We start from the raw sequence: 26,511 nt of genomic DNA on the forward strand, positions 1-26,511 counted from the left end.
TCCGGGTTTTGTAAAATTGGCACGCCCCCTGCAATAGCTAATACATACCCAGTTTCGGGGGCCCTGGTACAGGCAGGCCGGGTGAACCCCTCTTTTATTAGCAGCACCGCCGTTTTTGGGGACCTCGGTACAGGCAGGCCGGGCCATCCCCCCTTTACACGCAGTACGCCGTAGCCCTTTTGGGGACCCTGGTACAGGCAGGCCGGGATATCCCCTCTTTTATTCCTGCAGGCTCACCTGCAGCCGCCAGCGCCCAGCGTCTTCTGCACCGGCCCATTGGCCGTGCAGGGGGCGCGCGGCCACCACCGTCAGCAACAACCCCTCCTGGCTGTTCTGCAGCCGCCAGCTTACCGGTTTGCCATTCAGGCTCAATTGGCCCTGCCGGGCCGTGCCCTGGGCCTGGAACAGCACAGCCACCGTGCCCTGGACGTTCTCCGCGTGCAGCTTGGGTTCTTCGTTGAACCACAGCGCCAGACCATCCGGCAGCACCTCTACCTGCTGCAACTGGCGTTCCACAGGGGCGGTCAGGCGGCCGATCATCAGCCCCACCATTACCCCGACGATCGCCAGCGACAGCAGCATGCGCGGCAACGCCTTCGAACGCACATCCGGTTCGGGGGTAGAATGCCCGTCATCCTCTTGCTTGGAGCCGTGCATGTTTCACGTCATCCTTTTTCAACCAGAAATTCCGCCGAATACCGGCAATATCATTCGCCTGTGCGCCAACAGTGGCTGCCACCTGCACCTGATCGAACCCATCAGCTTCGAACTGGATGACAAGCGCCTGCGCCGCGCGGGGCTGGATTACCACGAGTATGCCACGCTCAAGCGCCACCAGAGCCTGGCCGAATGCCTGGAAAGCCTGGGCAACCCACGGCTGTTCGCCTTTACCACCAAAGGCTCGCACCCGTTCCACGAGGTCGCTTACCAGCCAGGTGACGCGTTCCTGTTCGGGCCGGAGAGCCGCGGGCTGCCGGCAGAAGTCTTGGACAGCCTGCCCGCCGAGCAACGCCTGCGCCTGCCCATGCGCCCAGGCTGCCGCAGCCTGAACCTGTCCAATACGGTGGCGGTGACGGTCTATGAGGCGTGGCGGCAGAACGGGTTTGCCGGGAGCTGATGTGTAAGCCTGCACTGGCCCTATCGCCGGCAAGCCGGCTCCCACAGGGACCACGTGCGGCTTCCCACACAGGCAACAAAAAAGCGCCCCGAGAGGCGCTTTTCCGATACCGGCAGCAGTTACTGAACGGTTGGCGCTTCGCCGGCTTCCTGCATGCGCTGCATTTCTTGCGCGTACAGGGCGTCGAAGTTGACCGGCGACAGCATCAGCGCAGGGAACGAACCACGGGTCACCAAGCTGTCCAGGGTCTCGCGGGCATACGGGAACAGGATGTTCGGGCAGAACGCACCCAGCGTGTGGCTCATCGAAGCAGCATCGAGGTTGGCGATGAGGAAGATACCCGCCTGCTGCACTTCAGCGATGAACGCGACTTCGTCGCCGTTCTTCACGGTGACCGACAGGGTCAGCACCACCTCATGGAAGTCGCCTTCCAGGGCCTTTTGCTTGGTGTTCAGGTCCAAGGCAACGCTCGGCTCCCAGGTCTGACGGAAGATCTGCGGGCTTTTCGGGGCCTCGAACGACAGGTCGCGCACATAGATGCGCTGCAGGGAGAACTGAGGGCTGTTGTCTTCTGCAGCAGCGCCGTTGGTCTGTTGGTCAGTCATGGCAGATCCTTATCCTAATGTTTTCGAATGCAGTGCAAATCAGGCCGCCAGCAACGCGTCGAGCTTGCCGGCGCGTTCCAGGGCATAGAGGTCATCGCATCCACCGACATGGGTACTGCCGATCCAGATCTGCGGCACCGACGTGCGGCCGGCTTTCTGGGCCATCTCGGCGCGCAGTTGCGGTTTGCCGTCGACCTTGATTTCCTCGAATGCCACGCCCTTGCTCTCGAGCAGGTACTTGGCACGCATGCAGTAGGGGCAGTAGTCGCTGGAATAAACGATGACGGGCTTCATATCACTTCACCAGGGGCAGGTTATCGGCTTTCCAGCTGGAAACGCCACCGCTCAGCTTGGCGGCGTTGTAACCGGCCTTGAGCAGGTCGCGGCAGATGCTGCCGGACTGCTGGCCCATCGCGTCGACGACGATCAGGGTCTTCTCTTTGTGCTTGTCCAGCTCGGCCATGCGGTTGGCCAGCTTGTCCTGCGGAATGTTCACCGCACCCACGATGTGACCGGCGGAGTACTCCTTGGCCGGGCGGATATCGATCACCAGCGCCTTCTCGGCATTGACCAGGGCAGTCAGCTGGCCGTTGCTCAGGCTCTGCCCGCCACGGCGGATTTCATTGATGAGCAGCAGGACCAGCAGAATGAAGAAGATCGCAACCAGGATGTAGTGATCTGTCGCGAATTGAATCAGGTGAGCAACCATCAGCGGTGTTCCAGGCGATTGAAAATGCCGGCCAGTATACACAGCCCCTTGGTACCACCAAAGCCCGACGGGCCGGCCACCAGACCAGCTTCATGTTGCCAGCGCACGCGCGCCGGTCGGGGGATGGGACGATTATTCGCCGCACGTGGCGTATTTGCCCTAAAATGCGTTTCTTTATCATCTTTGAACAACCGTGAGTTTGATTGATGACGAGTACGCCCAAACCCCTGGTCCTGATCATCCTGGATGGCTTCGGCCACAGCGAAAGCCCTGAATACAACGCCATCTACGCCGCTAACACGCCGGTCTACGACCGCCTGCGCGCCAGCCAGCCGCATGGCCTCATTTCCGGCTCGGGCATGGATGTCGGCCTGCCGGACGGGCAGATGGGCAACTCCGAAGTCGGTCACATGAACCTGGGCGCGGGCCGCGTCGTCTACCAGGACTTCACCCGGGTAACCAAGGCCATCCGCGACGGTGAGTTCTTCCACAACCCGGTGCTCACCGGTGCGGTGGACAAGGCTGCCGGTGCCGGCAAAGCCGTGCACATCCTTGGCCTGCTGTCCGATGGCGGCGTGCACAGCCACCAGGACCACATCGTTGCCATGGCCGAACTGGCCGCGCAGCGCGGTGCGGAAAAAATCTATCTGCACGCCTTCCTCGATGGCCGTGACACCCCGCCACGTAGCGCCCAGTCGTCCATCGAGCTGCTCGACGCCACCTTCGCCAAGCTGGGCAAGGGCCGCATCGCCAGCCTGATCGGCCGCTACTACGCCATGGACCGCGACAACCGCTGGGACCGCGTCAGCGCCGCCTATAACCTGATCGTCGACAGCAGCGCCGAATACACCGCTGACACCGCCGTGGCAGGCCTGCAAGCGGCCTACGCCCGTGACGAGAGCGACGAGTTCGTCAAGGCCACGCGCATCGGCGCAGCAGTCAAGGTCGAAGACGGCGATGCCGTGATCTTCATGAACTTCCGCGCCGACCGCGCTCGCGAGTTGTCGCGCGCCTTCGTCGAGCCCGATTTCACCGAATTCGCCCGTGCACGCCTGCCAAAAATGGCGGCCTACATCGGCCTGACCCAGTATTCGGCGAAAATCCCGGCACCCGCTGCCTTTGCCCCGTCCAGCCTGAACAACGTACTGGGCGAGTACCTGGCAAAGCACGGCAAGACCCAACTGCGTATCGCCGAAACCGAAAAATACGCCCACGTCACCTTCTTCTTCTCCGGTGGCCGCGAAGAGCCATTCGAAGGCGAAGAGCGCATCCTGATCCCATCGCCGAAGGTCGCCACCTACGACCTGCAGCCGGAAATGAGCGCACCGCAAGTGACCGACCGCATTGTCGAAGCCATCGAGCAACAGCGCTTCGACGTGATCGTGGTCAACTACGCCAACGGTGACATGGTCGGCCACACCGGCGTGTTCGAAGCGGCAGTCAAGGCTGTCGAAGCGCTGGACAACTGCGTTGGCCGCATTGTCGAGGCGCTGGACAAGGTCGGTGGCGAAGCGCTGATCACTGCCGACCACGGGAACGTCGAGCAGATGGAAGACGAGTCCACCGGTCAGGCCCACACCGCACACACCACCGAGCCGGTGCCGTTCATCTATGTCGGCAAGCGCAACGTGAGAGTGCGTGATGGCGGCGTGTTGGCCGATGTTGCGCCGACCATGTTGAAGCTGCTGGGGCTGGAAAAGCCTGCCGAAATGACCGGTACTTCGATTCTGGTCGACGCCTGACGGCTGCAAGCTGCAAGCTGCAAGCTGCAAGCTGCAAGCTGCAAGCGAGAGGTTGCGCGCTTTTTCTTGCCGCTTGTAGCTTCACGCTTGCAGCTGATTCAATTTGCCCGCCCAGGCGGGCATACTAGGCCAGTCTCCATCCTTGGTACGCCAAACCCCATGCTTCGCGCCCTGATCCTCCTAGCCTTGTCATGCCTGCTCAGCCCGGCCTTTGCCGATGAGCGCGCACAGACCCAGCAGCAACTGGACGCCACCCGCCAGGACATTGTCGAGCTCAAGAAAACACTGGGCAAGCTCCAGGAAGAAAAAGCCGGTGTGCAAAAGGACCTCAAAGCCACCGAGACCGACATCGGCAACCTCGAAAAGCAGGTGGAGGCACTGCAGCAAGCGCTAAAAAAGACCGAGGGCGAGCTGGAGCGCCTTGAAACCGAGAAAAAAAAACTCCAGACCGCCCGCGTTGAACAGCAACGGCTGATCGCCATTCAAGCCCGCTCGGCCTACCAGAACAACGGTCGCGAGGAATACCTCAAGCTGCTGCTCAACCAGCAGAACCCAGAGAAATTCGCCCGCACCCTGACCTACTACGACTACATGAGCAAGGCGCGCCTGGAGCAGCTGCGCACCTTCAACGAAACCCTCCGCCAGCTGGCCAGTGTCGAGCAGCAAATGTCTGCTCAACAGCAACAGCTGCTGGCCCAGCGTGCCGACCTCGACAGCCGCCGCCAGGCCCTGGAGAGCGAACGCGGCAAGCGCCAGCAGGTGTTGGCCAAGCTCAACAGCGACATGAAAGACCGCGACCAGAAGCTCCAGGCCCGTGAACAGGACCAGGCCGACCTGGCCAAAGTCCTCAAGACCATCGAGGAAACCCTGGCACGCCAGGCCCGCGAGGCTGAAGAGGCACGCAAGAAAGCCTTGTTGGCGCAGCAGGAAGCGGAAAAACGCCGGCAGCAAGAGGCCCTTGCCGCCGCTGCGCGCAATCAGGCGCGCGAGCCTGAAGCGCCGGCAGAGCCGCCGAAAAAGGCCCGTACCACCCTCGGGCCGATGGTTTCCAGCGACGGTGCCAACTACGGCGGTGCATTTTCTGCAGCACGGGGCAAACTTCCTTGGCCAGTCAATGGTCGATTGCTGGCACGCTTCGGCGATGCACGCGGCAACGATGCCCGGGCCAAATGGGACGGCGTGATGATCAGCGCCAACCCTGGCACACAAGTGCGCGCCGTGCACGGCGGGCGCGTGGTGTTCGCCGACTGGTTGCGCGGCGCCGGGCTTCTGGTCATTCTCGATCATGGCAACGGTTACCTGAGCCTGTACGGCCATAACCAGAGCCTGCTGAAAAGTGCCGGTGACATCGTCAAGGCCGGTGAAGCCATATCCACCGTCGGCGACAGCGGTGGCCAGGACGCGGCAGGCTTGTACTTCGCCATCCGCCAGCAGGGCCGGCCTACCGACCCTTCGCAGTGGTGCCGGGGTTAGTCAACTTTCTACGGCGCGGCCCAAAGGCTGCACCGATGCTCCGCAGGGAGCGCTTACAGGATCAGGAGTCCGTTCGACATGCTGCACTCGCCTCGTCTCACCCAGCTGGCCCTGTCCATCGCCCTGGCGGTCGGCGCGCCCCTGGCCACTGCCGCGGAGCCGGCCAAGGCGGCAGCTGTGCCGGCCACCGAGGTCACTGCCAAGGCGCCACTGCCACTGGAAGAGCTGCGCACCTTCGCCGAAGTGATGGACCGCATCAAGGCCGCCTATGTCGAGCCGGTGGACGACAAGACCCTGCTGGAGAACGCCATCAAGGGCATGCTCAGCAACCTGGACCCCCACTCGGCCTACCTGGGCCCCGAGGACTTCCAGGAACTGCAGGAGAGCACCAGCGGCGAGTTCGGCGGGCTGGGTATCGAAGTGGGCCAGGAAGATGGCTTCATCAAGGTGGTCTCGCCGATCGATGATACCCCGGCCTCGCGTGCAGGCGTCCAGGCCGGCGACCTGATCGTCAAGATCAACGGCGCCCCGACCCGCGGCCAGACCATGACCGAAGCGGTGGACAAGATGCGCGGCAAGGTCGGCGACAAAATCACCCTGACCCTGGTTCGCGACGGCGGTAACCCCTTCGACGTGACCCTGGCCCGCGCCGTGATCCAGGTCAAGAGCGTGAAGAGCCAGCTGCTGGAAAACGACTACGGCTATATCCGCATCACCCAGTTCCAGGTCAAGACCGGCGACGAGGTGGGCAAAGCCCTGGCCAAGCTGCGCAAGGACAACGGCAAGAAACTGCGCGGTGTGGTGCTCGACCTGCGCAACAACCCGGGTGGTGTGTTGCAATCGGCCGTGGAAGTGGCCGACCACTTCCTCACCAAGGGCCTGATCGTCTACACCAAGGGCCGCATCGCCAATTCCGAACTGCGCTTCTCGGCCGACCCGGCCGACGCCAGCGAAGGGGTGCCACTGGTGGTGCTGATCAACGGTGGCAGCGCCTCGGCTTCGGAAATTGTGGCAGGCGCACTGCAAGACCAGAAGCGCGCCGTGCTGATGGGCACCGACAGCTTCGGCAAAGGCTCGGTACAAACCGTGCTGCCATTGGCCAATGACCGCGCCCTGAAGCTGACCACCGCTCTGTACTTCACCCCCAATGGCCGTTCGATCCAGGCCCAGGGTATCGTCCCCGACATCGAAGTACGTCAGGCCAAGCTCACTGCCGAGGTCGACACCGACAACTTCAAGGAAGCCGACCTGCAGGGCCACCTGGGCAACGGTAACGGCGGCGCCGACCGCCCGACTGGCAGCAGCAAGCGCAAGGAGCGCCCACAGGACGACGACTTCCAACTGAGCCAGGCACTGAGCCTGCTCAAAGGCCTCAACATCACCTCGGGCAAATGATCCGGCCCATGCGGTACCTGCTGTGCCTGGTGTTCTGCCTGTTGGCCGGGGTCGCGCAAGCGGCACCGGCCGGCAAGGCCTACATGAGTATCATCATCGACGACCTTGGCCAGAGCCCCGAACGGGACAGCCGCACCTTGGCCCTACCCGGCCCGGTGACCATGGCCATCATGCCCGACACCCCGCATGCAACCGACTTCGCCCGCCAAGCGCACAAGGCCGGCAAAACGGTGATCCTGCACATGCCAATGGACCCGGCCACCGGGCCCTATGCCTGGCACCCCGGCATCGCCGGCGCAGAGCTGGCCCGGCGCCTGGACAGCGCGCTGCTCAAGGTGCCTTACGCGGCCGGCATCAACAACCATATGGGCAGCCGCATGACAGCCCAGCGCGAACCCATGGCCTGGCTGATGGGCGAATTGCAGCGCCGCCACCTGTTCTTCGTCGACAGCCGCACCAGTGCCGCCACCGTCGCGGCTGCAGAGGCACAGGCGCAAGGCTTGGCGCATGTCTCGCGGGATGTGTTTCTCGATGACGTGCGCACCACCGAAGCCATTACCGGGCAGCTGCAACAAGGCGTGGCCCTGGCGCACAAGCAAGGCTCGGCAGTGCTGATCGGCCACCCTTACCCGCAAACGCTCGAGGTTCTGGCCCGCGAACTGCCTCGCCTGAAAAGCCAGGGCATCACGCTGCTGGGCCTGCCACAGATGATCGCCGAGCGGAGCAACCAGGCCATGCCGGCACATGGCCGGCAGGGCCGCTACAGCAACCGATGAGCCTGGGTTCGGCCAGAGGCAAGCCGCCCCGAGCCTACTATGCTGTTGGAGGATTGAAAGGAACGATCCCCGTGGCTTGCTGTAGCGTCAGCTTGCCACGGTAAAGCTGCTGCCCTGTATCCTTGGCAACCTGGCTGCTCAGGAAACGCTGGGCCCACACTTTCAGGTGTCCTGAAGTAACTTCCCAGGGGAAGGCAGCCTGCGACCGCAAATGGAAATGCACAGCCCAGAGTTTATGGTTGTTTGACAAGAGCTGTACCAGGTACTCATCGAAAGCGCTAGTGTCGTTCATAACATGCCGCTTGAGGTATACGACCTTGATCGCCCCCAAATCGTGAAGATAGCGCAGAGCTTCGGCAGTGGGGCGGCTGGTGTGGGTGTACAGGGCGGTAAGTTGCTCCTCCTTCTCTGTACGCAGCGCATTCACTTCCTGTTCCAAGGTCCTGATCAGCGCATCGTCGCCACCGGCGGCGCGCAGTACGCTCACTGCCTCGGTCAGTTTGCTCAGCTGAAGGTCGTATATCCTGGCAACCAGCGGCCCGCTGATATCGATCTGGACATAGGCCTTGGCTGAGGCTCGCTGGGCATTGCTCTCATTCAGTAGAGACTGCACCCAACCAGCGAGATCGGCTAAGGGGGCTTCGTCGGATAACGATGGCTGCTGGACCTCGCGCTCGCGCCACTGGCCATCTACTTGTTCAAAGGTGGCCAATACCTTATTGCTGATCTTCTCACGCACCTCGAGCAAGGATTGCCCTTCGATAACATCGCCGATCATCAGTTGGCCCTGGGCATTACGCACCAACCGCTGCGGCACGCGGGCCGCCGGATAAGGCCTACGAGCGATCGGTAAATGGGGGCGATCCTGTTCATCATACGCAGTGCTCAGACGTACGTTCACATCGAGCTTGAGTTTGCGGATGTGCTCCCGATAGCGGTCGATCATGGCCGGTTCGATCAACGCCCCACCCTCCCGGCGAACGCGATCGCTGTTGACCAGCGCAGCACTGTACTCGTCCCAGGCTTCGTGCAGGATGACGATCCTGTCCTGGGCGGGCAGGTTGGAGAAGGCCAGCTCGCCGTGGGCTTCGGCCGCGTTGCGCAGCCTTGGGCTGGCCAGGGCAGCTTTGTAGTCTGCAATTACGTCCGGCCGGTCGTTTTCCACGTGCAGCGCCAGCTCGGCCAGATTCATCACCTGGTGGAAACGCAGTTGAACTGTACTGACGGTGCGCTTGGCAATTATCTCTGCGACGGTGCGTTTGTTGTTGCCACTCCAATCCTCTACCTCGAAATCGTCCGGCGTTTCGGTCAACAATTTATCCAGCTGCTCACTCCCGACCAACATGCGATCCTGCACGTCGATCACGACTTGCTGTTTGACGCGCAACTTCTCATACAAATCCGCGGATTCGCGGACTGGCCGCCCATACAGTGCGTTTTGCATCTCCACAAGTTCGGGGTAATTGGCAAGGCTCCAGAGCTCGGTGAAAATAACCTCGGCATCGTTGATAGCGCTGTTGCGAACGCCTTTATCGTGCTCGGCAAGCACCCCGTCCCAGCCGCCCTCTCTCCGCTCACTAGCAAATTTTTCTTCTTGCATGGTTGCGTGTAGCGCCAGTATTTCAATATCGGCGCTGACCGCAGCTTCCAGCTCCTTCAGCGTCAGGCTCATCTGGGTGAAGTGGTCCTGCTCGAACGTAATCATGCGCTCATCGTAAAGCCCGAGCGTTGTGCGCAACTGCGACTTCCCCGCCTCGTCTTCGGCGGGCAACGCGGCCAGCCTTTCGGATGCGCTGGCCCGGAGCCCCTTGAGTTTCTGCAGGTTTTTGCGCAATTCGTCCGCAGCCTTTGCAAGAGGCCGGGCTTGCTCTCTGGCCTCCCGGGCGCGATTGTCAAGGAGGTTTATCTTTTGGCGCATGTCGCGAAACCGATCCCTCAGCGACTTTTGTGTACGCTCTCGCCCCATGCCGCCCCGCAGACCAAGCGCCGTGTCCACACGCCACACGCCGTCGACGAAACGCAGCCAGGGCCCCGCGGCTCCGCCACCATCGACCACCCGTACACCCTCTGGCAACCGCTCCACGCGGTAGGTATCACCGGCCAGGGCTACATAATGATCGCCGTCGATCAGATACAAGCCCGCCGCCGTGCCGTGGTTCAAGGGCTGCACGCCCGCAAGCGAGACCGGTGCACGCATGGCCCTGAGTGCTTCGCGCTGTTCGCGCGGCAGCCAGTTGAAGCCACTCTGACCTCGCCATGAGAAATCGAGCCAGCGGCTCGGCAGCGCTTGGCCAGGCGCAGGCGTTTCCTCGATAGGCGCGATGGCAATTTCGGCAAATGCGCCGCGCTGCGCTTCAGGCCCCTCGACCTCCGCCGCACCGGGCAATGCATAGGCGGGAAAGGCTTTGGCGGGTTGCCTGGCATGCAGCAACACCATGCCCAGGTTCAATATCAGGTCAACCGTTGCCGCCGACCGATCGAACTCATTGCCCCGTTCCAAGGCCTCAATGTCTTGCTGCAACGCGTTCAGCAATTGCACCAACCAGGCCACCGCGGCCACCGGCCCCCGAAGCCCCAAGGTCACGACATCGAACAACAGCCATGCCCCCTCGCACAATGTCTGCCAGCGGCTCTCGGCGTTGGACACAGACTGTTCATCAGCGAGCGTCAGCAGCAGGTCCCGATTGGCTGTATAAAGTTTCTCGTCAATGTTGCCACGCCAGTATTCGATCGCCAGCCTGGCAGGTTCCGGACGCTCAGGCAGCACATAGGGGTCGATGCCGATGACACTGATGTGCGGTTCGCGGAAACCGCCATGGTCGTAGACAGGCCTGACGCTGGGCTGCATCCAGTCAAGAATACTCTCCTGCAAAAGCTCCGATTCACGCACGTGTTCGAGCAAAGCCGACAGGCTGGCATATTCACGCAGCGTGTCTTTGGCGAACAAAGGCCGGTACAGCAAGACCAGCGAGGGTTCCGCGCAGAACAGGATGTACATGCAGCGTACCGTGTCCGTGACCGAAGACGCTGCGCTACGCTTGAACGCCAACGGAAACAGCATCATGCGCGGCGTGTCGGGGTCAACATGACCTGCGCAATAGTCGACCACGCATTGCAGGCCTGGCTCCTTGATCTTGCCGTCCATCTTGGCAGTGAGCGCAGCCGCGAGCAGTGCTGCACGCCATTCCCGCCCCAGGCGCGTGACCCGGTCCGCGCGCTTGGCCGGATCGTCCAGTTGCGCCGCGACATAGGCAGGATAGTGGCTACCGATGTCCACTTTGGTCACCAGCGCTCTGGCTGCCTCGGCATCGAGCCACGCCGGTGCCTCGCCTCCGCCACGCTGATAAATGCGCTCGATCGCCGCCCCCTTGAGCGACGCGAGGTTGCCAATGGCAAATTCGGTGAGTGTCTTGCTCCCAACGAAAGCCAATGGTTCGCCGCCGCCGGTGCCTGTGCCCGCCCCACCAGGGATCCCACGGGCCAGGTAAAGGTCGAATACAAGATCGTCCGGCGAGCTGTCCACACCGTGATCCTCGCGGATCTGCGTGGTCAGCCGTTGACGGGCGTAATCGGTCAGCGATTGAACGCCATCCAGTGCTGAGACCCCACCCGAGTCGAGCTGGTAAAGCGCGAGCTGCAGCAAGGCAGCGCTGCAGGCAAAAGTGTCCTGCGCACGGGCCATCAACCCAGGGGGAGGTTGCACCGCCGGGGTTTCATCCGGGTACCCCACGAACCAGGAAGAAGGGTCGCCAAGCTGGTCAAAACGCTGCTCAAGGGCCGGAACATCCTGGATATCGGCATAACGCGCAAGCTCGACCCTGGCGAGCACCGTATCGAGCAGCAGCGAGACCTGCTGGGCAAACACATTGCCGGTGGCGGGATAGCGTTGCCAACTCATCCGTTCGAAGGCGTAGCGTTGCGCCAGTTCGTCACGCAAGGCCAGGCCGAACGCGTGCAACGACTGGAAACTGCGTACTATCCCCGAAGGTGCGCACCACAGGATGACCTCACGCTCATCCCACTCGGCGGCTATCAGCATCTGGCATTGCAGTTGATCGTATTGCATGGAGGCACTGGTCAGCCGGGTCTGCACGAAGTACACCGCGGGCTGTTCATCACCGCCGTGCAGCAGGCCGCGGATACAGGCCTGCTCCTGCGGGTCCAGTCCCTGCCAGGGCAAGCTGCGCAGTAGCGCGATCCTGAGCAGCAACTGCAGCCATTCGTCGCGACTGACCCCGGCGCTGCCCTTGCCTCGCCAGTACTCGAGCTGAGCCTCGCAGAAGTGTCGTGGCAAGTCCTCGACCAGCTGGTTCAGGGCTGCTGACAAGTCAGGCAACTGCCGGGTGTCGAACTCGCTCGACGAGCCGGCAAAACGATGGCTGCCGGTCAGCCCGAGGTTGTAATGGCGCCCATCCGCCAGTGGCGCCAGGCTCAACGCCTGAGGGTCGAGCACAGCTTCCAGAACCCGGTCCACAAAGGGTGCGGTGGTCGAGTACGCAGTAGAAGGGTCTGGGCTGTCCAGCATCAGTGGGTCAGCATTTGTCAGGGCAGGCGTGGTGCTGGCCAACCATGGCAGGTTCGACAGCAGCACGCGCAGTAGCTGGGCACTGGCGACCTCGCGCAGGGTCGGCCGGCCGTCGAACTGCCCGGCCACGGCCTGGCGGAAATCGAAGGGGGGTATCTTGTAACTCGTCATGCTGGGTGCCTCCGCTGAAAAACCGCAGGCTGCGGCATTCAGGCGCGATACCCGCGCTACATATTGCTCAAAAAAAAGGCCTTGCACGCGGGCAAGGCCTTTTTTCGTTGCAGCAGCGTCAGCTGTACACTCGCCCCAGCAACTGGCGATGGCTTTCGAACTGGTCCAGCACGTCACGCACGATCTGCTCGGGCGCAAAGCCCATCAGGTCGTACTCCTGGCTGCCGTCGTGCAGGTACACCTCGGCACGGTAGAAGCGTTGACGGACTTCGGGCTCGCCTTCCACCGGCGCCTCGCTCGGCGCCGCCAGGTAGCCGTCCAGGCTCACTTCGTAGACGAACGGGTTACCTTCTTCCATCATCACCCGCAGGCCCATCATGTCGCGCGCCTGGCCAACACGGGACTCCACGTCGAAGCCCAGGGTCTGCAACTGCGCAGCAGCCTCTTTCAGGGCCGGGCTGACCTGCTTGTCCATGAAGCGCTGCACCACGGCCTGGGTCGGCTGCAGCTCCAGCTGGGTCAGCCGCTCACTGAACCCACGTCGGCCACGGGCAGCCAGTTCGGCGCGCTCCTGCTCTACCGCCACGTCCTGTTTCATGGCCTTGTACAGGCCGAACATAAACAGCACCAGCACCACCGAGAACGGCAGGCCTGCCAGCACCACCATCGTTTGCATGGCCTCGAAATTACCGGCGAACAGCAAACCGATGGTCACCAGGGTGATCACCACCGACCAGAACACCACCATCCAGTGTGGGGCATCCTCGTCGACCTTGCCGCCTTTGCAGGACAGGTTGGCCATCATCACCGCACCGGAATCGGCCGGCGTCAGGAACAGCACGAAGCCGACGAACACCGCCACCCCGATCACGAGCTTGGCTGCCGGGAAGTATTCCAGCAGCTGGTAGATCGACATCGAAGGTTGTTCCAGCGCAGTCTTGCCCAGCTCCACCGCGCCCTGGTTGATCACCAGGTCCAGCGCGGTATTACCGAAGATCGACAGCCAGGCCAAGGTGAAGCCCAGCGGGATCAGCAGCACACCCATGACCAGCTGGCGCACGGTGCGGCCTTTGGAAATACGGGCGATGAACATGCCTACGAACGGGCCCCAGGAGATCCACCAGGCCCAGTAGAATACGGTCCACAGGCCCAACCAGCGTTCGGACTTGCCAGCCTCGCCCTCATACACGTACAGGTCGAAGGTTTTCAGCACGATACCGTTGAGGTAATCGCCTACGTTCTGCACGAAGCCGTTCAGCAAGTGCAGAGTCTCGCCGCCCAGCAGGACGAAGATCAGCAAGCCGCTGAACAGCATGATGTTCAGGTTGGACAGGCGGCGAATGCCGTTTTCCACACCCGAAACCGCCGCCACGGTAGCAACGCCAGCCATCACCAGGATCACCACCAGCAGGTTGGTCTTGCTGTGATCCATGCCGAACAGGTACTCCAGCCCGGACGACACCTGCATGGCACCGATGCCCAGGTTGGTGACCAGGCCCAACAGGGTGACGAACATGCCGAAGATGTCCACGGCATTGCCGGCGGCACCCTTGACCCAACGTTCGCCGACCAGGGGGTACAACGCCGAGCGCAGCGCCAACGGCTGGTTATGCCGGTAGGCGAAGTAGCCCACGGCCAGGCCGACCAGCGCATAGATCGCCCAGCCATGCAGGCCCCAGTGCAGGAAGGTCAGCTGCAGGCCCTGGCGCGCGGCTTCGAGGCTTGCCGGGGTGCCCTCTGGGGGATTGAAGTAGTGGTCCAGGGGCTCGGAGGCGCCAAAATACAGCAGCGAAATACCGATGCCCGAGGAGAACAGCATGCCAGCCCAGGCGCCATAGCTGAAGTCGGGCTGGTCGTCCTTGCCGCCGAGCTTGAGGCTGCCGTAATCGGAGAACGCCAGGTAGACGACGAACAGCAGGTAACCGCAGATCACCAGCATGTAGTACCAGCCGAAGGTGCGCGTCAGCCACTTCTGGGCCACGCCCAGCACCTGGCCGGCAGTTTCGGGTACAGCGATCAGCAAGGCAGTCAGAACAAGGATCATCAGCGCGGAGGTGAAGAACACCACGCGGTTGACCCGTACCCTCTCGGCGGGGGGCTTGGTAAGTGAGGCAGAACTCATTGCACGAATGCTCCGGGCAGTGCGGCTGTGGAGGCTAATCATTATTTCCCGAGCAATTGGTGGAATATCCCCACTGCATCAGGTGTTATAAAAGCACCCTGGAAACCGTGATCCCGAATCGATACGTTGCAAAAAACAGACAGGTGGTCTGCTGCAAATGCCACGCTTTACCCGCTGGGTGCGCGCATTCGTCACAGATCACCCCGCCCGCTCCAAGGGCCCGCCGCGGGCCATGGCCACGGGGCAGAATCTGCATTTCGCATCGCTGATGCCCGTCAACGCCTTGTATTCCGGGGGTTACGCGATTTCCTGGGGTGTCAATTCGTGCCTGCTCGACGGCCTGAAAGACTGTCAATGGCACAAATTGTCGCAGAGCTTATTCTTTATTGATTGAACGTTCAATCAAAACAAAATAGACTGGTCTTCGCCGAGTCAGCCGCCTGTCGCCTGCTCGCAGGCCTGAGGAGATAGCAAGATGCCCAAGGTCGGTATGCAACCCATCCGCCGCCAGCAATTGATCGAAGCCACGTTGCAGGCTGTCGACCAGGTCGGCCTGGGGGACGCCAGCATTGCGCTGATTGCCCGTTTGGCCGGGGTGTCGAACGGCATCATCAGTCACTACTTTCGGGACAAGAACGGCCTGATTGCAGCGACGATGGGTTACATCATGAATATGCTCAACGAAGGCGTTCGAGCACGTCGCCAGGCCCTGACGGACGACAGCCCGCGCGCTCACCTGAAAGTGATCATCGAGGGCAACTTCGATGCCAGCCAGGTGAACGGCCCGGCGATGAAAACCTGGTTGGCCTTTTGGGCTTCCAGCATGCACCAGCCCGATTTGCACAGGTTGCAACGGATCAACGACCACCGTTTGTACTCCAACCTGTGTTGCCAGTTTCGCCGTGCCTTGCCGCTTTACCATGCGCGCAAGGCCGCCCGTGGCCTGGCAGCCCTGATCGACGGTCTGTGGCTGCGCGGTGCCCTGTCGGGTGATGCATTCGACACTGGCCAGGCAGTACGGATTGCTTACGAATACATGGATCTACAACTGGCTAAGCAGCACACCCTGGGCACCAACGACCCGGCTGCTGAACTAGCGCGCACGGCCCTTGCCCACCCGGCAGGAGCGTGACGCAAAGCCAAACCACACACTGCACTTGCGAGGACACTATGGCCCGTTTCGGAACGCAAAAACTCTACATTGATGGCGCTTACGTCGACGCTGGCAGCGATGCCACTTTCGAAGCCATCAACCCGGCTACCGGCGAAGTCCTTGCCCACGTGCAGCGTGCGACCGAGGCTGACGTCGAGAAAGCCGTCGAAAGCGCCGAGCGTGGCCAGAAAGTCTGGGCTGCGATGACCGCGATGCAGCGCTCGCGCATCCTGCGCCGCGCCGTCGACATCCTGCGCGAGCGCAACGACGAGCTGGCCATGCTGGAAACCCTGGACACCGGCAAGTCGTACTCGGAAACCCGCTACGTCGACATCGTCACCGGCGCCGATGTGCTGGAGTACTACGCAGGCCTGGTACCGGCCATCGAGGGCGAGCAGATCCCGCTGCGTGAATCGTCCTTCGTCTACACCCGCCGCGAGCCGCTGGGCGTGACCGTAGGTATCGGTGCCTGGAACTACCCGATCCAGATCGCCCTGTGGAAATCCGCACCGGCCCTGGCCGCTGGCAACGCGATGATCTTCAAGCCATCGGAAGTCACGTCGCTGACCACCCTCAAACTGGCCGAGATCTACACCGAAGCCGGCCTGCCCAATGGCGTGTTCAACGTGCTGACCGGCAGCGGCCGTGAAGTCGGCACCTGGCTGACCGAGCACCCACGCATCGAAAAGGTTTCCTTCACCGGCGGCACCACCACCGGCAAGAAGGTCATGGCCAGCGCCTCGAGCTCGTCGCTCAAGGAAGTCACCATGGAACTGGGCGGCAAGTCGCCGTTGATCATCTGCGCCGATGCCGACTTGGACAAGGCCGCCGACATCGCCATGATGGCCAACTTCTACAGCTCGGGCCAGGTATGCACCAACGGTACCCGCGTGTTCATCCCCGCTGAAATGAAGGCTGCCTTCGAAGCCAAGATCGCCGAGCGCGTAGCGCGCATCCGCGTTGGCAACCCGGAAGACGAAAACACCAACTTCGGCCCGCTGGTCAGCTTCCAGCACATGGAAAGCGTGCTGGGCTACATCGCCAAGGGTAAAGAGGAAGGTGCCCGCCTGCTGTGCGGCGGCGAGCGTCTGACCACCGGTGAGTTCGCCAAAGGCGCCTTCGTGGCCCCGACCGTGTTCACCGACTGCAGCGACGACATGACCATCGTCAAGGAAGAGATCTTCGGCCCGGTGATGAGCATCCTCACCTATGAAACCGAAGAAGAAGTGATCCGCCGCGCCAACGACACCGACTACGGCCTGGCCGCCGGTGTCTGCACCAACGACATCACCCGCGCCCACCGCATCATCCACAAGCTCGAAGCTGGTATCTGCTGGATCAACGCCTGGGGTGAATCGCCGGCCGAGATGCCGGTCGGTGGCTACAAGCAGTCGGGCGTAGGCCGTGAAAACGGCGTCAGCTCGCTGGCTCAATACACCCGTATCAAGTCGGTACAGGTCGAACTGGGCGGCTACAACTCGGTCTTCTGACCGACAGTTGCAAGCCGCAAGCTTCAAGCTGCAAGTAAGAGCCGGTCGGCGTCAGACCGCCGGCCCTTGCAGATACCATCTATTCGCAAGCTTCGCCCAACTGCTTTTTCTTGCAGCTTGTAGCTAGAAGCTTGCCGCTGCATTTCGGAGAAATGCCATGGAATACGATTACATCATCGTCGGTGCCGGCTCCGCCGGTAACACACTGGCCACCCGCCTGACCGAAGATGCCGGCGTCACCGTACTGCTGCTGGAAGCCGGCGGCCCCGACTACCGCTTCGACTTCCGCACCCAGATGCCAGCAGCCCTGGCCTTCCCGCTGCAAGGGCGCCGCTACAACTGGGCCTACGAGACCGACCCGGAGCCGTTCATGGACGGCCGCCGCATGGAGTGCGGCCGCGGCAAGGGCCTGGGTGGTTCGTCGCTGATCAACGGCATGTGCTACATCCGCGGCAACGCCATGGACTTCGACGGCTGGGCAGAACTGCCAGGCCTGGAAGACTGGACCTACCTCGACTGCCTGCCGTACTTCCGCAAGGCCGAAACCCGCGATATCGGCCCTAACGACTACCACGGCGGTGACGGCCCGCTCAGTGTCGCCACCCCCAAAGCCGGCAACAACCCGCTGTTCAACGCAATGGTCGAAGCCGGTGTGCAGGCCGGTTACCCGCGTACCGAAGACCTCAACGGCTACCAGCAGGAAGGTTTTGGTCCGATGGACCGTTCGGTGACCAAGAACGGCCGCCGCTCCAGCACCGCCCGTGGCTACCTGGACCAGGCCAAGAAACGCCCGAACCTGACCATCGTGACCCACGCCCTCAGCGACCGTGTGCTGTTCGAAGGCAAGCGCGCGGTTGGCGTCACCTACTTGGTGGGCGACAGCGAAGAGCGCGTAGAAGCCCGTGCCCGCAAGGAAGTGATCGTCAGCTCCGGCGCCATCGCTTCGCCGCAGCTGCTGCAGCGCTCCGGCGTCGGCCCGCGTGCCCTGCTGGAAAGCCTCGACATTCCGGTGGTGCACGACCTGCCGGGCGTGGGTGAAAACCTGCAGGACCACCTGGAGCTTTACCTGCAGTACGCCTGCACCCAGCCGGTGTCGCTGTACCCGTCGCTGCTGTGGTGGAACCAGCCGGCCATTGGTGCCGAGTGGCTGTTCAACGGCACCGGCATCGGCGCCAGCAACCAGTTCGAAGCTGGCGGTTTCATTCGCAGCCGCCCTGAATTCAAGTGGCCGAACATCCAGTACCACTTCCTGCCGGTGGCGATCAATTACAACGGTTCCAATGGCGTGAAGGAGCATGGTTTCCAGGCGCACATGGGTTCGATGCGCTCCCCTTCCCGCGGCCGCATCCAGGCCAAGTCGAAAGACCCGCGCCAGCACCCGAGCATCCTGTTCAACTACATGTCCTCCGAGCAGGACTGGCAGGAATTCCGTGACGGCATCCGCCTGACCCGCGAAATCATGGCCCAGCCGGCACTGGACCCGTACCGTGGGCGCGAAATCAGCCCCGGCGCGCATGTGCAAACCGATGAAGAGCTGGACAAGTTCATCCGCGAGCACGCCGAAACCGCCTTCCACCCGTCCTGCTCGTGCAAGATGGGCACCGACGACATGGCGGTGGTCGATGGCGAAGGCCGTGTGCACGGTATGCAGGGCCTGCGCGTAGTGGATGCTTCGATCATGCCGTTGATCATCACCGGCAACCTCAACGCCACCACGATCATGATCGCCGAGAAAATCTCGGACAAGATCCGGGGTCGCAAGCCGTTGCCACGCAGCACCGCCAAGTACTACGTGGCAGGTGATGCCCCGGTCAAAGGCAAGCCTATGCGTGAAGTGAAGCAGGCGTAAGCCTGCACCGGCCGCATCGCCGGCAAGCCGCCTCCCACAGGTTGAGCACCGGCAACATGACAAAAGGCACCCACCGCGGTGCCTTTTTCACATCTGCAGAAACGCTTTACATGCTGCCAATTCATCAGGTTAGAATCGATTGGCACGCGACTTGCCAGTCATTCCCCTTTCCCGCGTTGTCCTGGAGTACCTGCCTTTGGATGCCAGCACCATCAACAGCCTGTTTCTGATCGGCGCATTGCTGGTGGGCGCGAGTATTCTGGTCAGTTCGCTGTCGTCGCGCCTGGGCATCCCTATTCTGGTCATCATTCTCGCCGTGGGCATGGTCGCCGGTGTCGATGGTGGCGGCATCATCTTCAACAACTACCCGACCGCCTACCTGGTGGGCAACCTCGCCCTGGCGGTGATCCTGCTCGACGGCGGCCTGCGCACACGGGTGGCGAGCTTTCGCGTAGCGCTATGGCCGGCTCTGTCGCTGGCCACGGTCGGGGTCATGATCACCACAGCCCTGACCGGCCTTGTCGCTGCCTGGCTGTTCAACCTGAGCCTGATCCAGGGCCTGCTGATCGGCGCCATCGTCGGCTCCACCGACGCCGCAGCGGTGTTTTCGCTGCTGGGCGGCAAGGGCCTGAACGAACGGGTCACCGCCACCCTGGAGATCGAGTCGGGCAGCAACGACCCGATGGCGGTCTTCCTGACAGTTACGCTGATCGACATGATTGCCAGCGGCCAGACCGGCCTGCACTGGAGCCTGCTTGCCCACCTGCTGCGCGAGTTCGGCATCGGCGGGTTGCTGGGCCTGGGCGGCGGCTGGCTGATGCTGCAACTGGTCAACCGGATCAACCTGGCCGGTGGCCTCTACCCCATCCTGGTGGTGGCCGGTGGCCTGGTGGTGTTCTCGCTGACCAACGCTCTGCACGGCAGCGGCTTCCTGGCTGTGTACCTGTGCGGCCTGGTGCTGGGCAACAAGCCGATCCGCAGCCGCCATGGCATCCTGCACATGCTCGACGGCATGGCCTGGCTGGCGCAGATCGGCATGTTCCTGGTCCTGGGGCTGCTGGTGACACCGCACGACCTGCTGCCCATTGCCCTGCCGGCACTGGGCCTGGCGTTGTGGATGATCCTGGTGGCGCGGCCTCTGTCGGTGGTGGCGGCATTGCTGCCGTTCAAGGCCTTCCACGGCCGCGAAAAAGGCTTCATCTCGTGGGTTGGCCTGCGCGGCGCGGTGCCGATCATTCTCGCGGTGTTCCCGCTGATGGCCGGCCTGCCGGACGCCCAGCTGTTCTTCAACCTGGCTTTCTTCATCGTGCTGGTGTCGCTGCTGGTGCAAGGCACCAGCCTGCCGTGGATGGCCAAGCTGCTGAAGGTGACGGTACCACCGGATCCGGCGCCCATCTCCCGCTCTGCGCTGGAGGTGCACATCACCAGTGAGTGGGAAATGTTCGTCTACCGCCTGGGCAAGGAAAAGTGGTGCATCGGCGCCGCCCTGCGCGAGCTGAAGATGCCGGAAGGCACACGCATCGCCGCCCTGTTCCGCGGCGAGCAGTTGCTGCACCCCTCTGGCAGCACCGTGCTGGAGGTCGACGACATGCTCTGCGTGATCGGCCACGAACACAACCTGCCGGCGCTGGGCAAACTGTTCAGCCAGGCGCCGCAGCGTGGCCTGGACCTGCGCTTCTTCGGCGACTTCGTTCTCGAAGGCGATGCCGAACTGGGTGCGGTGGCCGCACTGTATGGCCTGAAACTCGATGGCCTGGACGCGAAGATGCCGTTGGCGCAGTTCATCCGACAGAAGGTCGGAGGCGCTCCAGTAGTAGGTGACCAGGTGGAATGGCACGGCACGATCTGGACCGTGGCGACCATGGACGGGAACAAGATCCAGAAAGTGGGCGTCAGATTCCCCGAAGGAACGCGACCCGGACCAGGATTGTTCCTCTAAACTTCGTTTCTGCCGGATCCACAAGTAGTCTGCCTATGTCCCTGCGCGCATACCTTCGCACAGCCCTGCTCGGGCTGTGCCTGTCCCTTTCCTTCGCGGCCACCGCGGCAGAGCCGCCAACGGCTGCCAGCATTCAGAACAGCCTCGACAAGATTGCCGAGCGCAAGCTGCCCGAGGCCGACCAAAAAGCCTTGCAGCAGGTACTGGAACAGACCCTGAGCCTGCTGGCCAGCAAGGAAGACAACGAGAAGAAGCTGGCCGCCCTCAAGCAGCAACTCAGTGCCGCACCCAAGGAAACCGACGACAGCCAGAAAGAGCTGGCCCGGCTCAAGCAAACCAAGGTTCAGCCGGTTGCCCAACGCTATGCCAACCTCACCGTGCAGCAACTCGAACAGATGCTCAGCGAGCGCAACACCCAGCAGGGTGAGCTGCAGAAGTCACTGTCCGACGCCAACAGCCTGATCATCAACTCGCAGACCCGCCCCGAGCGTGCCCAGGCCGAGATCAGCAGCAACCAGACCCGCGCCCAGCAGATCAACAGCATCCTCAAGACCGGCAAGGACGGTGGCAAGTCGATCAACGCCGACCAGCGCAACCAGCTGAATGCAGAACTGGCTTCGCTCAACGCGCTGACCCTGCTGCGCCGCCAGGAACTGGCCGGCAACAGCGTGCTGCAGGACCTTGGCAACGCCCGCCATGACCTGCTGATCGAGCGTGCCGCGCGCCTTGAGCAGGAAATCCAGGACCTGCAGACGCTGATCAACGACAAGCGCCTGGCCCAGTCCCAGGAAACGGTCACCCAGCAATCGATCGAGGCGCAGAAGGCGGGCGGCAGCAGCCTGCTGGCCACCGAAAGCGCAGCTAACCTGAAGCTGTCCGACTACCTGCTCAAAAGCACCGACCGCCTCAATGAGCTGACCCAGCAGAACCTGCGCACCAAGCAGCAACTGGACAGCCTGACCCAGGCCGACCAGGCGCTGGACGAGCAGATCAACGTGCTCAAGGGCAGCCTGCTGCTGTCCAAGATCCTCTACAAACAGAAGCAGACCCTGCCACACCTGAAACTCGACCGCGACCTGGCCGACCAGATCGCCGACACCCGCCTGTACCAGTTCGAGGTCAGCCAGCAGCGCGAGGTGATGAGCAGCCCGGTGACCTATGTCGACAAGCTGCTGGCAGCCCAACCGCAGGAACAGGTAACCCCGCAGCTGCGCAAGGCCCTGCTGGAGCTGGCAATCACCCGCAGCGACCTGCTGGAGCGGTTGAACCGCGAGCTTTCGGCGCTGCTCAACGAATCGATCACCCTGCAGCTCAACCAGAAACAATTGCTGGGCACTGCCCAGAGCCTGCGCACCACCCTCGACGAACAGATGTTCTGGATCCCCAGCAACAAGCCCTTGGACTGGGACTGGTTGCGCACCGTGCCGCAACGGCTGGCCGACCAGGTCGCCAACCTGCCGTGGGCCTCCAGCCTGAGCGAGCTGACCGACGGCCTCAGCCACCGGCCGCTGCTGTTCCTGCCGCTGTTGCTGGTGATCGGCGCTCTGTTATGGCGGCGCAAGTACCTGTACCAACGGCTGGGCAAGGTGCACCAGGACATTGGCCATTTCCGCCGCGACAGCCAGTGGCATACGCCACAGGCAATTCTTATCAATATCCTGCTGGCGATGCCGGTCAGCCTTGTCCTGGCGTTGTGCAGCTATGCCCTGCAGATCGACGCCCGCGGGCAGAACGCCAACCTCGGCGCGGCCCTGTGGCAACTGGCCCAGGCGTGGCTGGTGTTCTATACCGCCTACCGCATCCTTGCACCCGGCGGCGTGGCGGAAGTCCATTTCCGTTGGTACAAACCCCAGGTCGAGTTCCTGCGGGGCTGGGTACGCCGCCTGGGCACCGTGGTGCTGGCCCTGGTCGGGGTAGTGGCGGTGGCCGAGCACCAGCCGTCGGCGCTGGCCGACGATGTACTGGGTATTGGCGTGGTGCTGGCCTGCTATGCGCTGATGGCCTGGCTGCTCAGCCGCCTGCTGCTCAGCAGCCCGGCGCACCGTGACACTTCGCTGTTCCGCAAGGCGGTCGGCGTGGCGTTCACTGCGCTGCCTATCGCCCTGTTCGTCGCGGTGTGCTTCGGCTACTACTACACCGCCCTGAAACTCACCGACCGGCTGATCTACACCCTCTACCTGCTGCTGTTCTGGCTGGTCATCGAGGCCGCTTTCGTGCGCGGCCTGTCGGTTGCGGCCCGCCGCCTGGCCTACCAACGGGCATTGAGCAAGCGCGCAGCGGCCAAGGAAGGGCTGGACGGCGAAGTGGTCGTCGAAGAGCCGACCCTGGACATCGAGCAGGTCAACCAGCAATCGCTGCGCCTGATCCGCCTCGCCCTGCTGGGCGGTTTCATCGCTGGCCTGTACTGGGTATGGGCCGACCTGCTCTCGGTGTTCGCCTACCTCAACAACTTCGTGCTGTACGAATACACCAGCGGCACCGGCGCCGCTGCCAGCATGGTGCCCATCAGCTTGGGCGACCTGTTGGGGGCACTGGTGATCGTCGGCATTACCTTCGCCCTGGCCGGCAACCTGCCAGGCCTGCTGGAGGTGCTGGTGCTGTCACGCCTGAACCTTGCCCAAGGCAGCGCTTACGCCACCACCACCCTGTTGTCGTACACCATCGTCGGCGTGGGTATCGTCAGCACCCTGTCGACCCTGGGGGTCAGCTGGGACAAGCTGCAATGGCTGGTGGCGGCGCTGTCGGTGGGCCTGGGCTTCGGCATGCAGGAAATCTTCGCCAACTTCATTTCTGGCATCATGATCCTGTTCGAGCGTCCGGTACGCATCGGCGACACCATCACCATCGGCAACCTGTCGGGCACGGTGAGCAAGATCCGCATCCGCGCCACCACCATCACCGACTTCGACCGCAAGGACATCATCGTCCCCAACAAGACCTTCATCACCGGCCAACTGATCAACTGGTCGCTGACCGACACGGTCACCCGGGTCACGCTGAAGCTGGGCATCGACTATGGCTCCGACCTCGACCTGGTGCGCGAGCTGCTGCTCAAGGGCGCGCATGAAAACCCACGGGTGCTCAAGGACCCGGAACCGATCGTGTACTTCCTCAACTTCGGCGAAAGCTCGCTGGACCACGAACTGCGCATGCACGTGCGCGACCTGGGTGACCGCAACCCGACGCTGGACGAACTCAACCGCTTCATCAGCCGCGAGTTCAAGGCGCATGACATCAAGATCTCGGTACGCCAGGTCGAGGTGTTCCTGATGGACGCAGCCGGCGGCAAGCAGCAGCTGATACCAATGGAACAGCCCAAACCCGATGACACCCAACCTGTGTGAGTGGACGCCATAGGGCATGAACGCCCAGAATGCCTGCGAGGGCTTGGCCCTCGATCGCCGGCAAGCCAACCCCCACAGGTGGGCCCCGCAAAGCGGCCCCAATGGCACCGACTTCCAGGAGCAGCCCGTGAAAGCCCTCGACCAACTCACGTTCGACAACCGCTTCGCCCGCCTGGGCGATGCGTTCTCTACCCAGGTGCTACCCGAGCCCATCGCCGAGCCCCGCCTGGTGGTGGCGAGCGAGTCGGCCATGGCGCTGCTGGACCTCGACCCGGCCCAGGCCGAACTGCCTCTGTTCGCCGAACTGTTCAGCGGCCAAAAGCTGTGGGATCAGGCCGACCCAAGGGCGATGGTGTACTCCGGCCACCAATTCGGCTCGTACAACCCGCGCCTGGGCGATGGCCGCGGTCTGTTGCTGGCCGAGGTCCTGAACGACGCCAACCAGCACTGGGACCTGCACCTCAAGGGGGCCGGCCAGACGCCGTACTCGCGCATGGGCGACGGCCGCGCCGTGCTGCGCTCATCGATCCGCGAGTTCCTCGCCTCCGAAGCCCTGCACGCCCTGCACATTCCCACTAGCCGCGCGCTGTGCGTCATCGGCTCGAGCACCCCGGTATGGCGCGAAACACGTGAAAGCGCGGCCATGCTTACCCGCGTGGCGCAGAGCCACGTACGCTTCGGTCATTTCGAGTATTTCTACTACACCAAGCAGCCTGAGCAGCAACGGGTGCTGCTCGACCACGTCTTGCAACAGCACTACGCCGAGTGCGGCACCGCCGAGCAACCTTACCTGGCAATGTTCCGCACCATCGTCGAGCGCAATGCCGACCTGATCGCCCGCTGGCAGGCCTATGGCTTCTGCCACGGGGTCATGAATACCGACAACATGTCGATCCTCGGCATTACCTTCGACTTCGGCCCGTATGCCTTCCTCGACGACTTCGACGCCAATTTCATCTGCAACCACTCCGACGACCGCGGCCGGTACAGCTACGCCAACCAGGTGCCCATCGCCCACTGGAACCTCAGCGCGTTGGCCCAAGCGCTGACCACGGTGGTCGAGGTGGAGGCGTTGAAGCAGGCGTTGGGCTTGTTCCTGCCACTGTACCAGGCCCATTACCTGGACCTGATGCGCAGGCGCCTGGGCCTGACCACGGCCGAGGATGACGACATGGCGCTGGTCGAGCGCCTGCTGCAGTGCATGCAGCGCGGTGGTGTGGACTACAACCTGTTCTTCCGCCGGCTGGGCGAGCAACCGGTGGCCGAAGCGTTGAAGGTGGTACGCAATGACTTCATCGACCTGGCCGGCTTCAATGCCTGGGGCGCCGATTACCTGGCCCGGTGCGAGCGTGAAGCCGGTAATGCCGAGGGGCGCCGCGAACGCATGCATGCAGTGAACCCGTTGTACGTGCTGCGCAACTACCTGGCGCAGAAAGCCATCGAGGCAGCTGAAGCGGGTGATTACAGTGAAGTGCGGCGGCTGCACCAGGTGCTGAGCAAGCCCTTCGCGGAGCAACCCGGGATGCAGGCCTACGCCGAGCGCCCACCGGAATGGGGCAAGCACCTGGAAATCAGCTGCTCTTCCTGAATGGCGCTTGCCCCCTGTGGGAGCGGCCTTGTGTCGCGATGGGCTGCAAAGCAGGCCCAACAATCTTGAGGAACCAACATGTCCGAACCACTGGTCATCCCCTGCCCCCACTGCAACGGCCTCAACCGCTTGCCTGCCGAGCGCCTGGGCGACGCGCCGAAATGCGGCCGCTGCAAACAGCAGGTGCTGCTGAGCGCCCCTTTCGAACTCACAGAAGCCAGCTACGCCTGCCAAATCAAAGGCGACCTACCGCTGTTGGTGGATGTCTGGGCCGACTGGTGCGGCCCGTGCAAATCGTTCGCCCCCACCTTCGAACAAGCCGCCCGCCAACTGGCCGGCCGCTGCCGCCTGGCCAAGCTCGACAGCGAAGCCAACCGCAACCTGGCCGGGCAACTGGGCATCCGCTCGATCCCCAGCCTGCTGCTGTTCAAGAACGGCCGCGAAGTCAGCCGCCAGGCCGGGGCGTTTCCACTCCAGACGTTGTTGGAGTGGGTACGCAGCCAGGGGGTTTAG

19 protein-coding genes and 1 pseudogene are annotated in these 26,511 nt (G+C 62.8%); 13 read left to right on the top strand and 7 right to left on the bottom strand.

Features of this window, described 5'->3' with window-relative positions:
* Nucleotides 1–219: 219 nt before the first annotated feature.
* Complete coding sequence (locus tag ACF8SD_RS17810; RefSeq protein ID WP_054905874.1) at nt 220–657, bottom strand: hypothetical protein; 438 nt, start codon at nt 655–657, stop codon at nt 220–222.
* Here ACF8SD_RS17810 and trmL point away from each other — a divergent pair.
* Entirely contained in the window at nt 656–1,117 is a 462-nt protein-coding gene (trmL, locus tag ACF8SD_RS17815; protein ID WP_009685001.1) for a tRNA (uridine(34)/cytosine(34)/5-carboxymethylaminomethyluridine(34)-2'-O)-methyltransferase TrmL, read from the top strand. The two genes, ACF8SD_RS17810 and trmL, sit on opposite strands and share 2 nt — an antisense overlap.
* A 119-nt stretch (nt 1,118–1,236) precedes the next feature.
* Here trmL and secB read toward each other — a convergent pair whose 3' ends face one another.
* From secB to ACF8SD_RS17830, 3 genes are read right to left on the bottom strand one after another with little or no spacing between them, the layout of a single operon-like run.
* Entirely contained in the window at nt 1,237–1,722 is a 486-nt protein-coding gene (gene secB, locus ACF8SD_RS17820; RefSeq protein WP_009685000.1) for a protein-export chaperone SecB, read from the bottom strand.
* A gap of 39 nt (nt 1,723–1,761) precedes the next feature.
* Entirely contained in the window at nt 1,762–2,016 is a 255-nt protein-coding gene (grxC, locus tag ACF8SD_RS17825) for a glutaredoxin 3 (protein ID WP_029886544.1), read from the bottom strand.
* Nucleotide 2,017: 1 nt separating this feature from the next.
* Nucleotides 2,018–2,431, bottom strand: coding sequence for a rhodanese-like domain-containing protein (locus ACF8SD_RS17830; protein WP_173891381.1), 414 nt, complete (start codon nt 2,429–2,431; stop codon nt 2,018–2,020).
* Nucleotides 2,432–2,637: 206 nt separating this feature from the next.
* On the opposite strand from ACF8SD_RS17830, the gene gpmI reads away from it, so the two are divergent.
* The 4 genes from gpmI (at nt 2,638) to ACF8SD_RS17850 (ending at nt 7,817) form a co-directional block, all read left to right on the top strand.
* Nucleotides 2,638–4,173, top strand: a complete 1,536-nt coding sequence (gpmI, locus tag ACF8SD_RS17835; protein WP_392484911.1) for a 2,3-bisphosphoglycerate-independent phosphoglycerate mutase — start codon at nt 2,638–2,640, stop codon at nt 4,171–4,173.
* Between the two features lie 159 nt (nt 4,174–4,332).
* The gene (locus ACF8SD_RS17840; protein ID WP_392484912.1) at nt 4,333–5,646 is read left to right on the top strand and encodes a murein hydrolase activator EnvC family protein; all 1,314 of its coding nucleotides are present in this window, start codon (nt 4,333–4,335) and stop codon (nt 5,644–5,646) included.
* Nucleotides 5,647–5,724: 78 nt separating this feature from the next.
* Nucleotides 5,725–7,041, top strand: a complete 1,317-nt coding sequence (locus tag ACF8SD_RS17845; protein WP_009684994.1) for a S41 family peptidase — start codon at nt 5,725–5,727, stop codon at nt 7,039–7,041.
* Nucleotides 7,042–7,049: 8 nt separating this feature from the next.
* Nucleotides 7,050–7,817 carry a divergent polysaccharide deacetylase family protein gene (locus ACF8SD_RS17850; protein ID WP_173891385.1) on the top strand — a complete coding sequence of 256 codons (768 nt, stop codon included), beginning with the start codon at nt 7,050–7,052 and terminating at the stop codon, nt 7,815–7,817.
* Between the two features lie 37 nt (nt 7,818–7,854).
* Here ACF8SD_RS17850 and ACF8SD_RS17855 read toward each other — a convergent pair whose 3' ends face one another.
* From ACF8SD_RS17855 to ACF8SD_RS17865, 3 genes and pseudogenes are all read right to left on the bottom strand, one after another.
* Nucleotides 7,855–12,513: a dermonecrotic toxin domain-containing protein gene (locus tag ACF8SD_RS17855; protein WP_392484913.1), complete on the bottom strand. Its 4,659-nt coding sequence runs from the start codon at nt 12,511–12,513 to the stop codon at nt 7,855–7,857.
* Between the two features lie 118 nt (nt 12,514–12,631).
* Nucleotides 12,632–12,988 (bottom strand): hypothetical protein, encoded by a 357-nt coding sequence (locus ACF8SD_RS17860; protein WP_370593771.1) that lies wholly within the window; start codon nt 12,986–12,988, stop codon nt 12,632–12,634.
* 52 nt (nt 12,989–13,040) lie between these two features.
* Nucleotides 13,041–14,578 (bottom strand): annotated as a pseudogene (locus tag ACF8SD_RS17865) (BCCT family transporter).
* A gap of 214 nt (nt 14,579–14,792) precedes the next feature.
* On the opposite strand from ACF8SD_RS17865, the gene ACF8SD_RS17870 reads away from it, so the two are divergent.
* The 8 genes from ACF8SD_RS17870 (at nt 14,793) to trxC (ending at nt 26,511) form a co-directional block, all read left to right on the top strand.
* Entirely contained in the window at nt 14,793–15,029 is a 237-nt protein-coding gene (locus ACF8SD_RS17870) for a hypothetical protein (RefSeq protein WP_173891387.1), read from the top strand.
* A gap of 81 nt (nt 15,030–15,110) precedes the next feature.
* Nucleotides 15,111–15,767: a transcriptional regulator BetI gene (betI, locus tag ACF8SD_RS17875; protein ID WP_173891388.1), complete on the top strand. Its 657-nt coding sequence runs from the start codon at nt 15,111–15,113 to the stop codon at nt 15,765–15,767.
* A gap of 38 nt (nt 15,768–15,805) precedes the next feature.
* The gene (gene betB, locus ACF8SD_RS17880; RefSeq protein WP_009684988.1) at nt 15,806–17,278 is read left to right on the top strand and encodes a betaine-aldehyde dehydrogenase; all 1,473 of its coding nucleotides are present in this window, start codon (nt 15,806–15,808) and stop codon (nt 17,276–17,278) included.
* A gap of 157 nt (nt 17,279–17,435) precedes the next feature.
* Nucleotides 17,436–19,127 (top strand): choline dehydrogenase, encoded by a 1,692-nt coding sequence (gene betA / locus ACF8SD_RS17885; RefSeq protein WP_009684987.1) that lies wholly within the window; start codon nt 17,436–17,438, stop codon nt 19,125–19,127.
* A 196-nt stretch (nt 19,128–19,323) separates the two neighbouring features.
* Nucleotides 19,324–21,066 carry a potassium/proton antiporter gene (locus ACF8SD_RS17890; protein WP_392484928.1) on the top strand — a complete coding sequence of 581 codons (1,743 nt, stop codon included), beginning with the start codon at nt 19,324–19,326 and terminating at the stop codon, nt 21,064–21,066.
* A gap of 35 nt (nt 21,067–21,101) precedes the next feature.
* Complete coding sequence (mscK, locus tag ACF8SD_RS17895; RefSeq protein ID WP_173891389.1) at nt 21,102–24,410, top strand: mechanosensitive channel MscK; 3,309 nt, start codon at nt 21,102–21,104, stop codon at nt 24,408–24,410.
* Nucleotides 24,411–24,537: 127 nt separating this feature from the next.
* Nucleotides 24,538–25,998 carry a protein adenylyltransferase SelO gene (gene selO / locus ACF8SD_RS17900; RefSeq protein WP_392484929.1) on the top strand — a complete coding sequence of 487 codons (1,461 nt, stop codon included), beginning with the start codon at nt 24,538–24,540 and terminating at the stop codon, nt 25,996–25,998.
* Nucleotides 25,999–26,076: 78 nt separating this feature from the next.
* Nucleotides 26,077–26,511, top strand: coding sequence for a thioredoxin TrxC (trxC, locus tag ACF8SD_RS17905; protein ID WP_392484914.1), 435 nt, complete (start codon nt 26,077–26,079; stop codon nt 26,509–26,511).

This window comes from Pseudomonas sp. CJQ_9 (assembly GCF_043106615.1).
Taxonomy (GTDB): domain Bacteria; phylum Pseudomonadota; class Gammaproteobacteria; order Pseudomonadales; family Pseudomonadaceae; genus Aquipseudomonas; species Aquipseudomonas juntendi.

What these genes read in the sequence shown, in the direction of transcription:
- trmL (WP_009685001.1), top strand. Translation starts at nt 656, where the DNA reads ATGTTTCACGTCATCCTTTTTCAACCAGAAATTCCGCCGAATACCGGC.
- ACF8SD_RS17810 (WP_054905874.1), bottom strand. Translation starts at nt 657, where the DNA reads ATGCACGGCTCCAAGCAAGAGGATGACGGGCATTCTACCCCCGAACCG.
- secB (WP_009685000.1), bottom strand. Translation starts at nt 1,722, where the DNA reads ATGACTGACCAACAGACCAACGGCGCTGCTGCAGAAGACAACAGCCCT.
- grxC (WP_029886544.1), bottom strand. Translation starts at nt 2,016, where the DNA reads ATGAAGCCCGTCATCGTTTATTCCAGCGACTACTGCCCCTACTGCATG.
- ACF8SD_RS17830 (WP_173891381.1), bottom strand. Translation starts at nt 2,431, where the DNA reads ATGGTTGCTCACCTGATTCAATTCGCGACAGATCACTACATCCTGGTT.
- gpmI (WP_392484911.1), top strand. Translation starts at nt 2,638, where the DNA reads ATGACGAGTACGCCCAAACCCCTGGTCCTGATCATCCTGGATGGCTTC.
- ACF8SD_RS17840 (WP_392484912.1), top strand. Translation starts at nt 4,333, where the DNA reads ATGCTTCGCGCCCTGATCCTCCTAGCCTTGTCATGCCTGCTCAGCCCG.
- ACF8SD_RS17845 (WP_009684994.1), top strand. Translation starts at nt 5,725, where the DNA reads ATGCTGCACTCGCCTCGTCTCACCCAGCTGGCCCTGTCCATCGCCCTG.
- ACF8SD_RS17850 (WP_173891385.1), top strand. Translation starts at nt 7,050, where the DNA reads ATGCGGTACCTGCTGTGCCTGGTGTTCTGCCTGTTGGCCGGGGTCGCG.
- ACF8SD_RS17855 (WP_392484913.1), bottom strand. Translation starts at nt 12,513, where the DNA reads ATGACGAGTTACAAGATACCCCCCTTCGATTTCCGCCAGGCCGTGGCC.
- ACF8SD_RS17860 (WP_370593771.1), bottom strand. Translation starts at nt 12,988, where the DNA reads ATGGACAAGCAGGTCAGCCCGGCCCTGAAAGAGGCTGCTGCGCAGTTG.
- ACF8SD_RS17870 (WP_173891387.1), top strand. Translation starts at nt 14,793, where the DNA reads ATGCCACGCTTTACCCGCTGGGTGCGCGCATTCGTCACAGATCACCCC.
- betI (WP_173891388.1), top strand. Translation starts at nt 15,111, where the DNA reads ATGCCCAAGGTCGGTATGCAACCCATCCGCCGCCAGCAATTGATCGAA.
- betB (WP_009684988.1), top strand. Translation starts at nt 15,806, where the DNA reads ATGGCCCGTTTCGGAACGCAAAAACTCTACATTGATGGCGCTTACGTC.
- betA (WP_009684987.1), top strand. Translation starts at nt 17,436, where the DNA reads ATGGAATACGATTACATCATCGTCGGTGCCGGCTCCGCCGGTAACACA.
- mscK (WP_173891389.1), top strand. Translation starts at nt 21,102, where the DNA reads ATGTCCCTGCGCGCATACCTTCGCACAGCCCTGCTCGGGCTGTGCCTG.
- trxC (WP_392484914.1), top strand. Translation starts at nt 26,077, where the DNA reads ATGTCCGAACCACTGGTCATCCCCTGCCCCCACTGCAACGGCCTCAAC.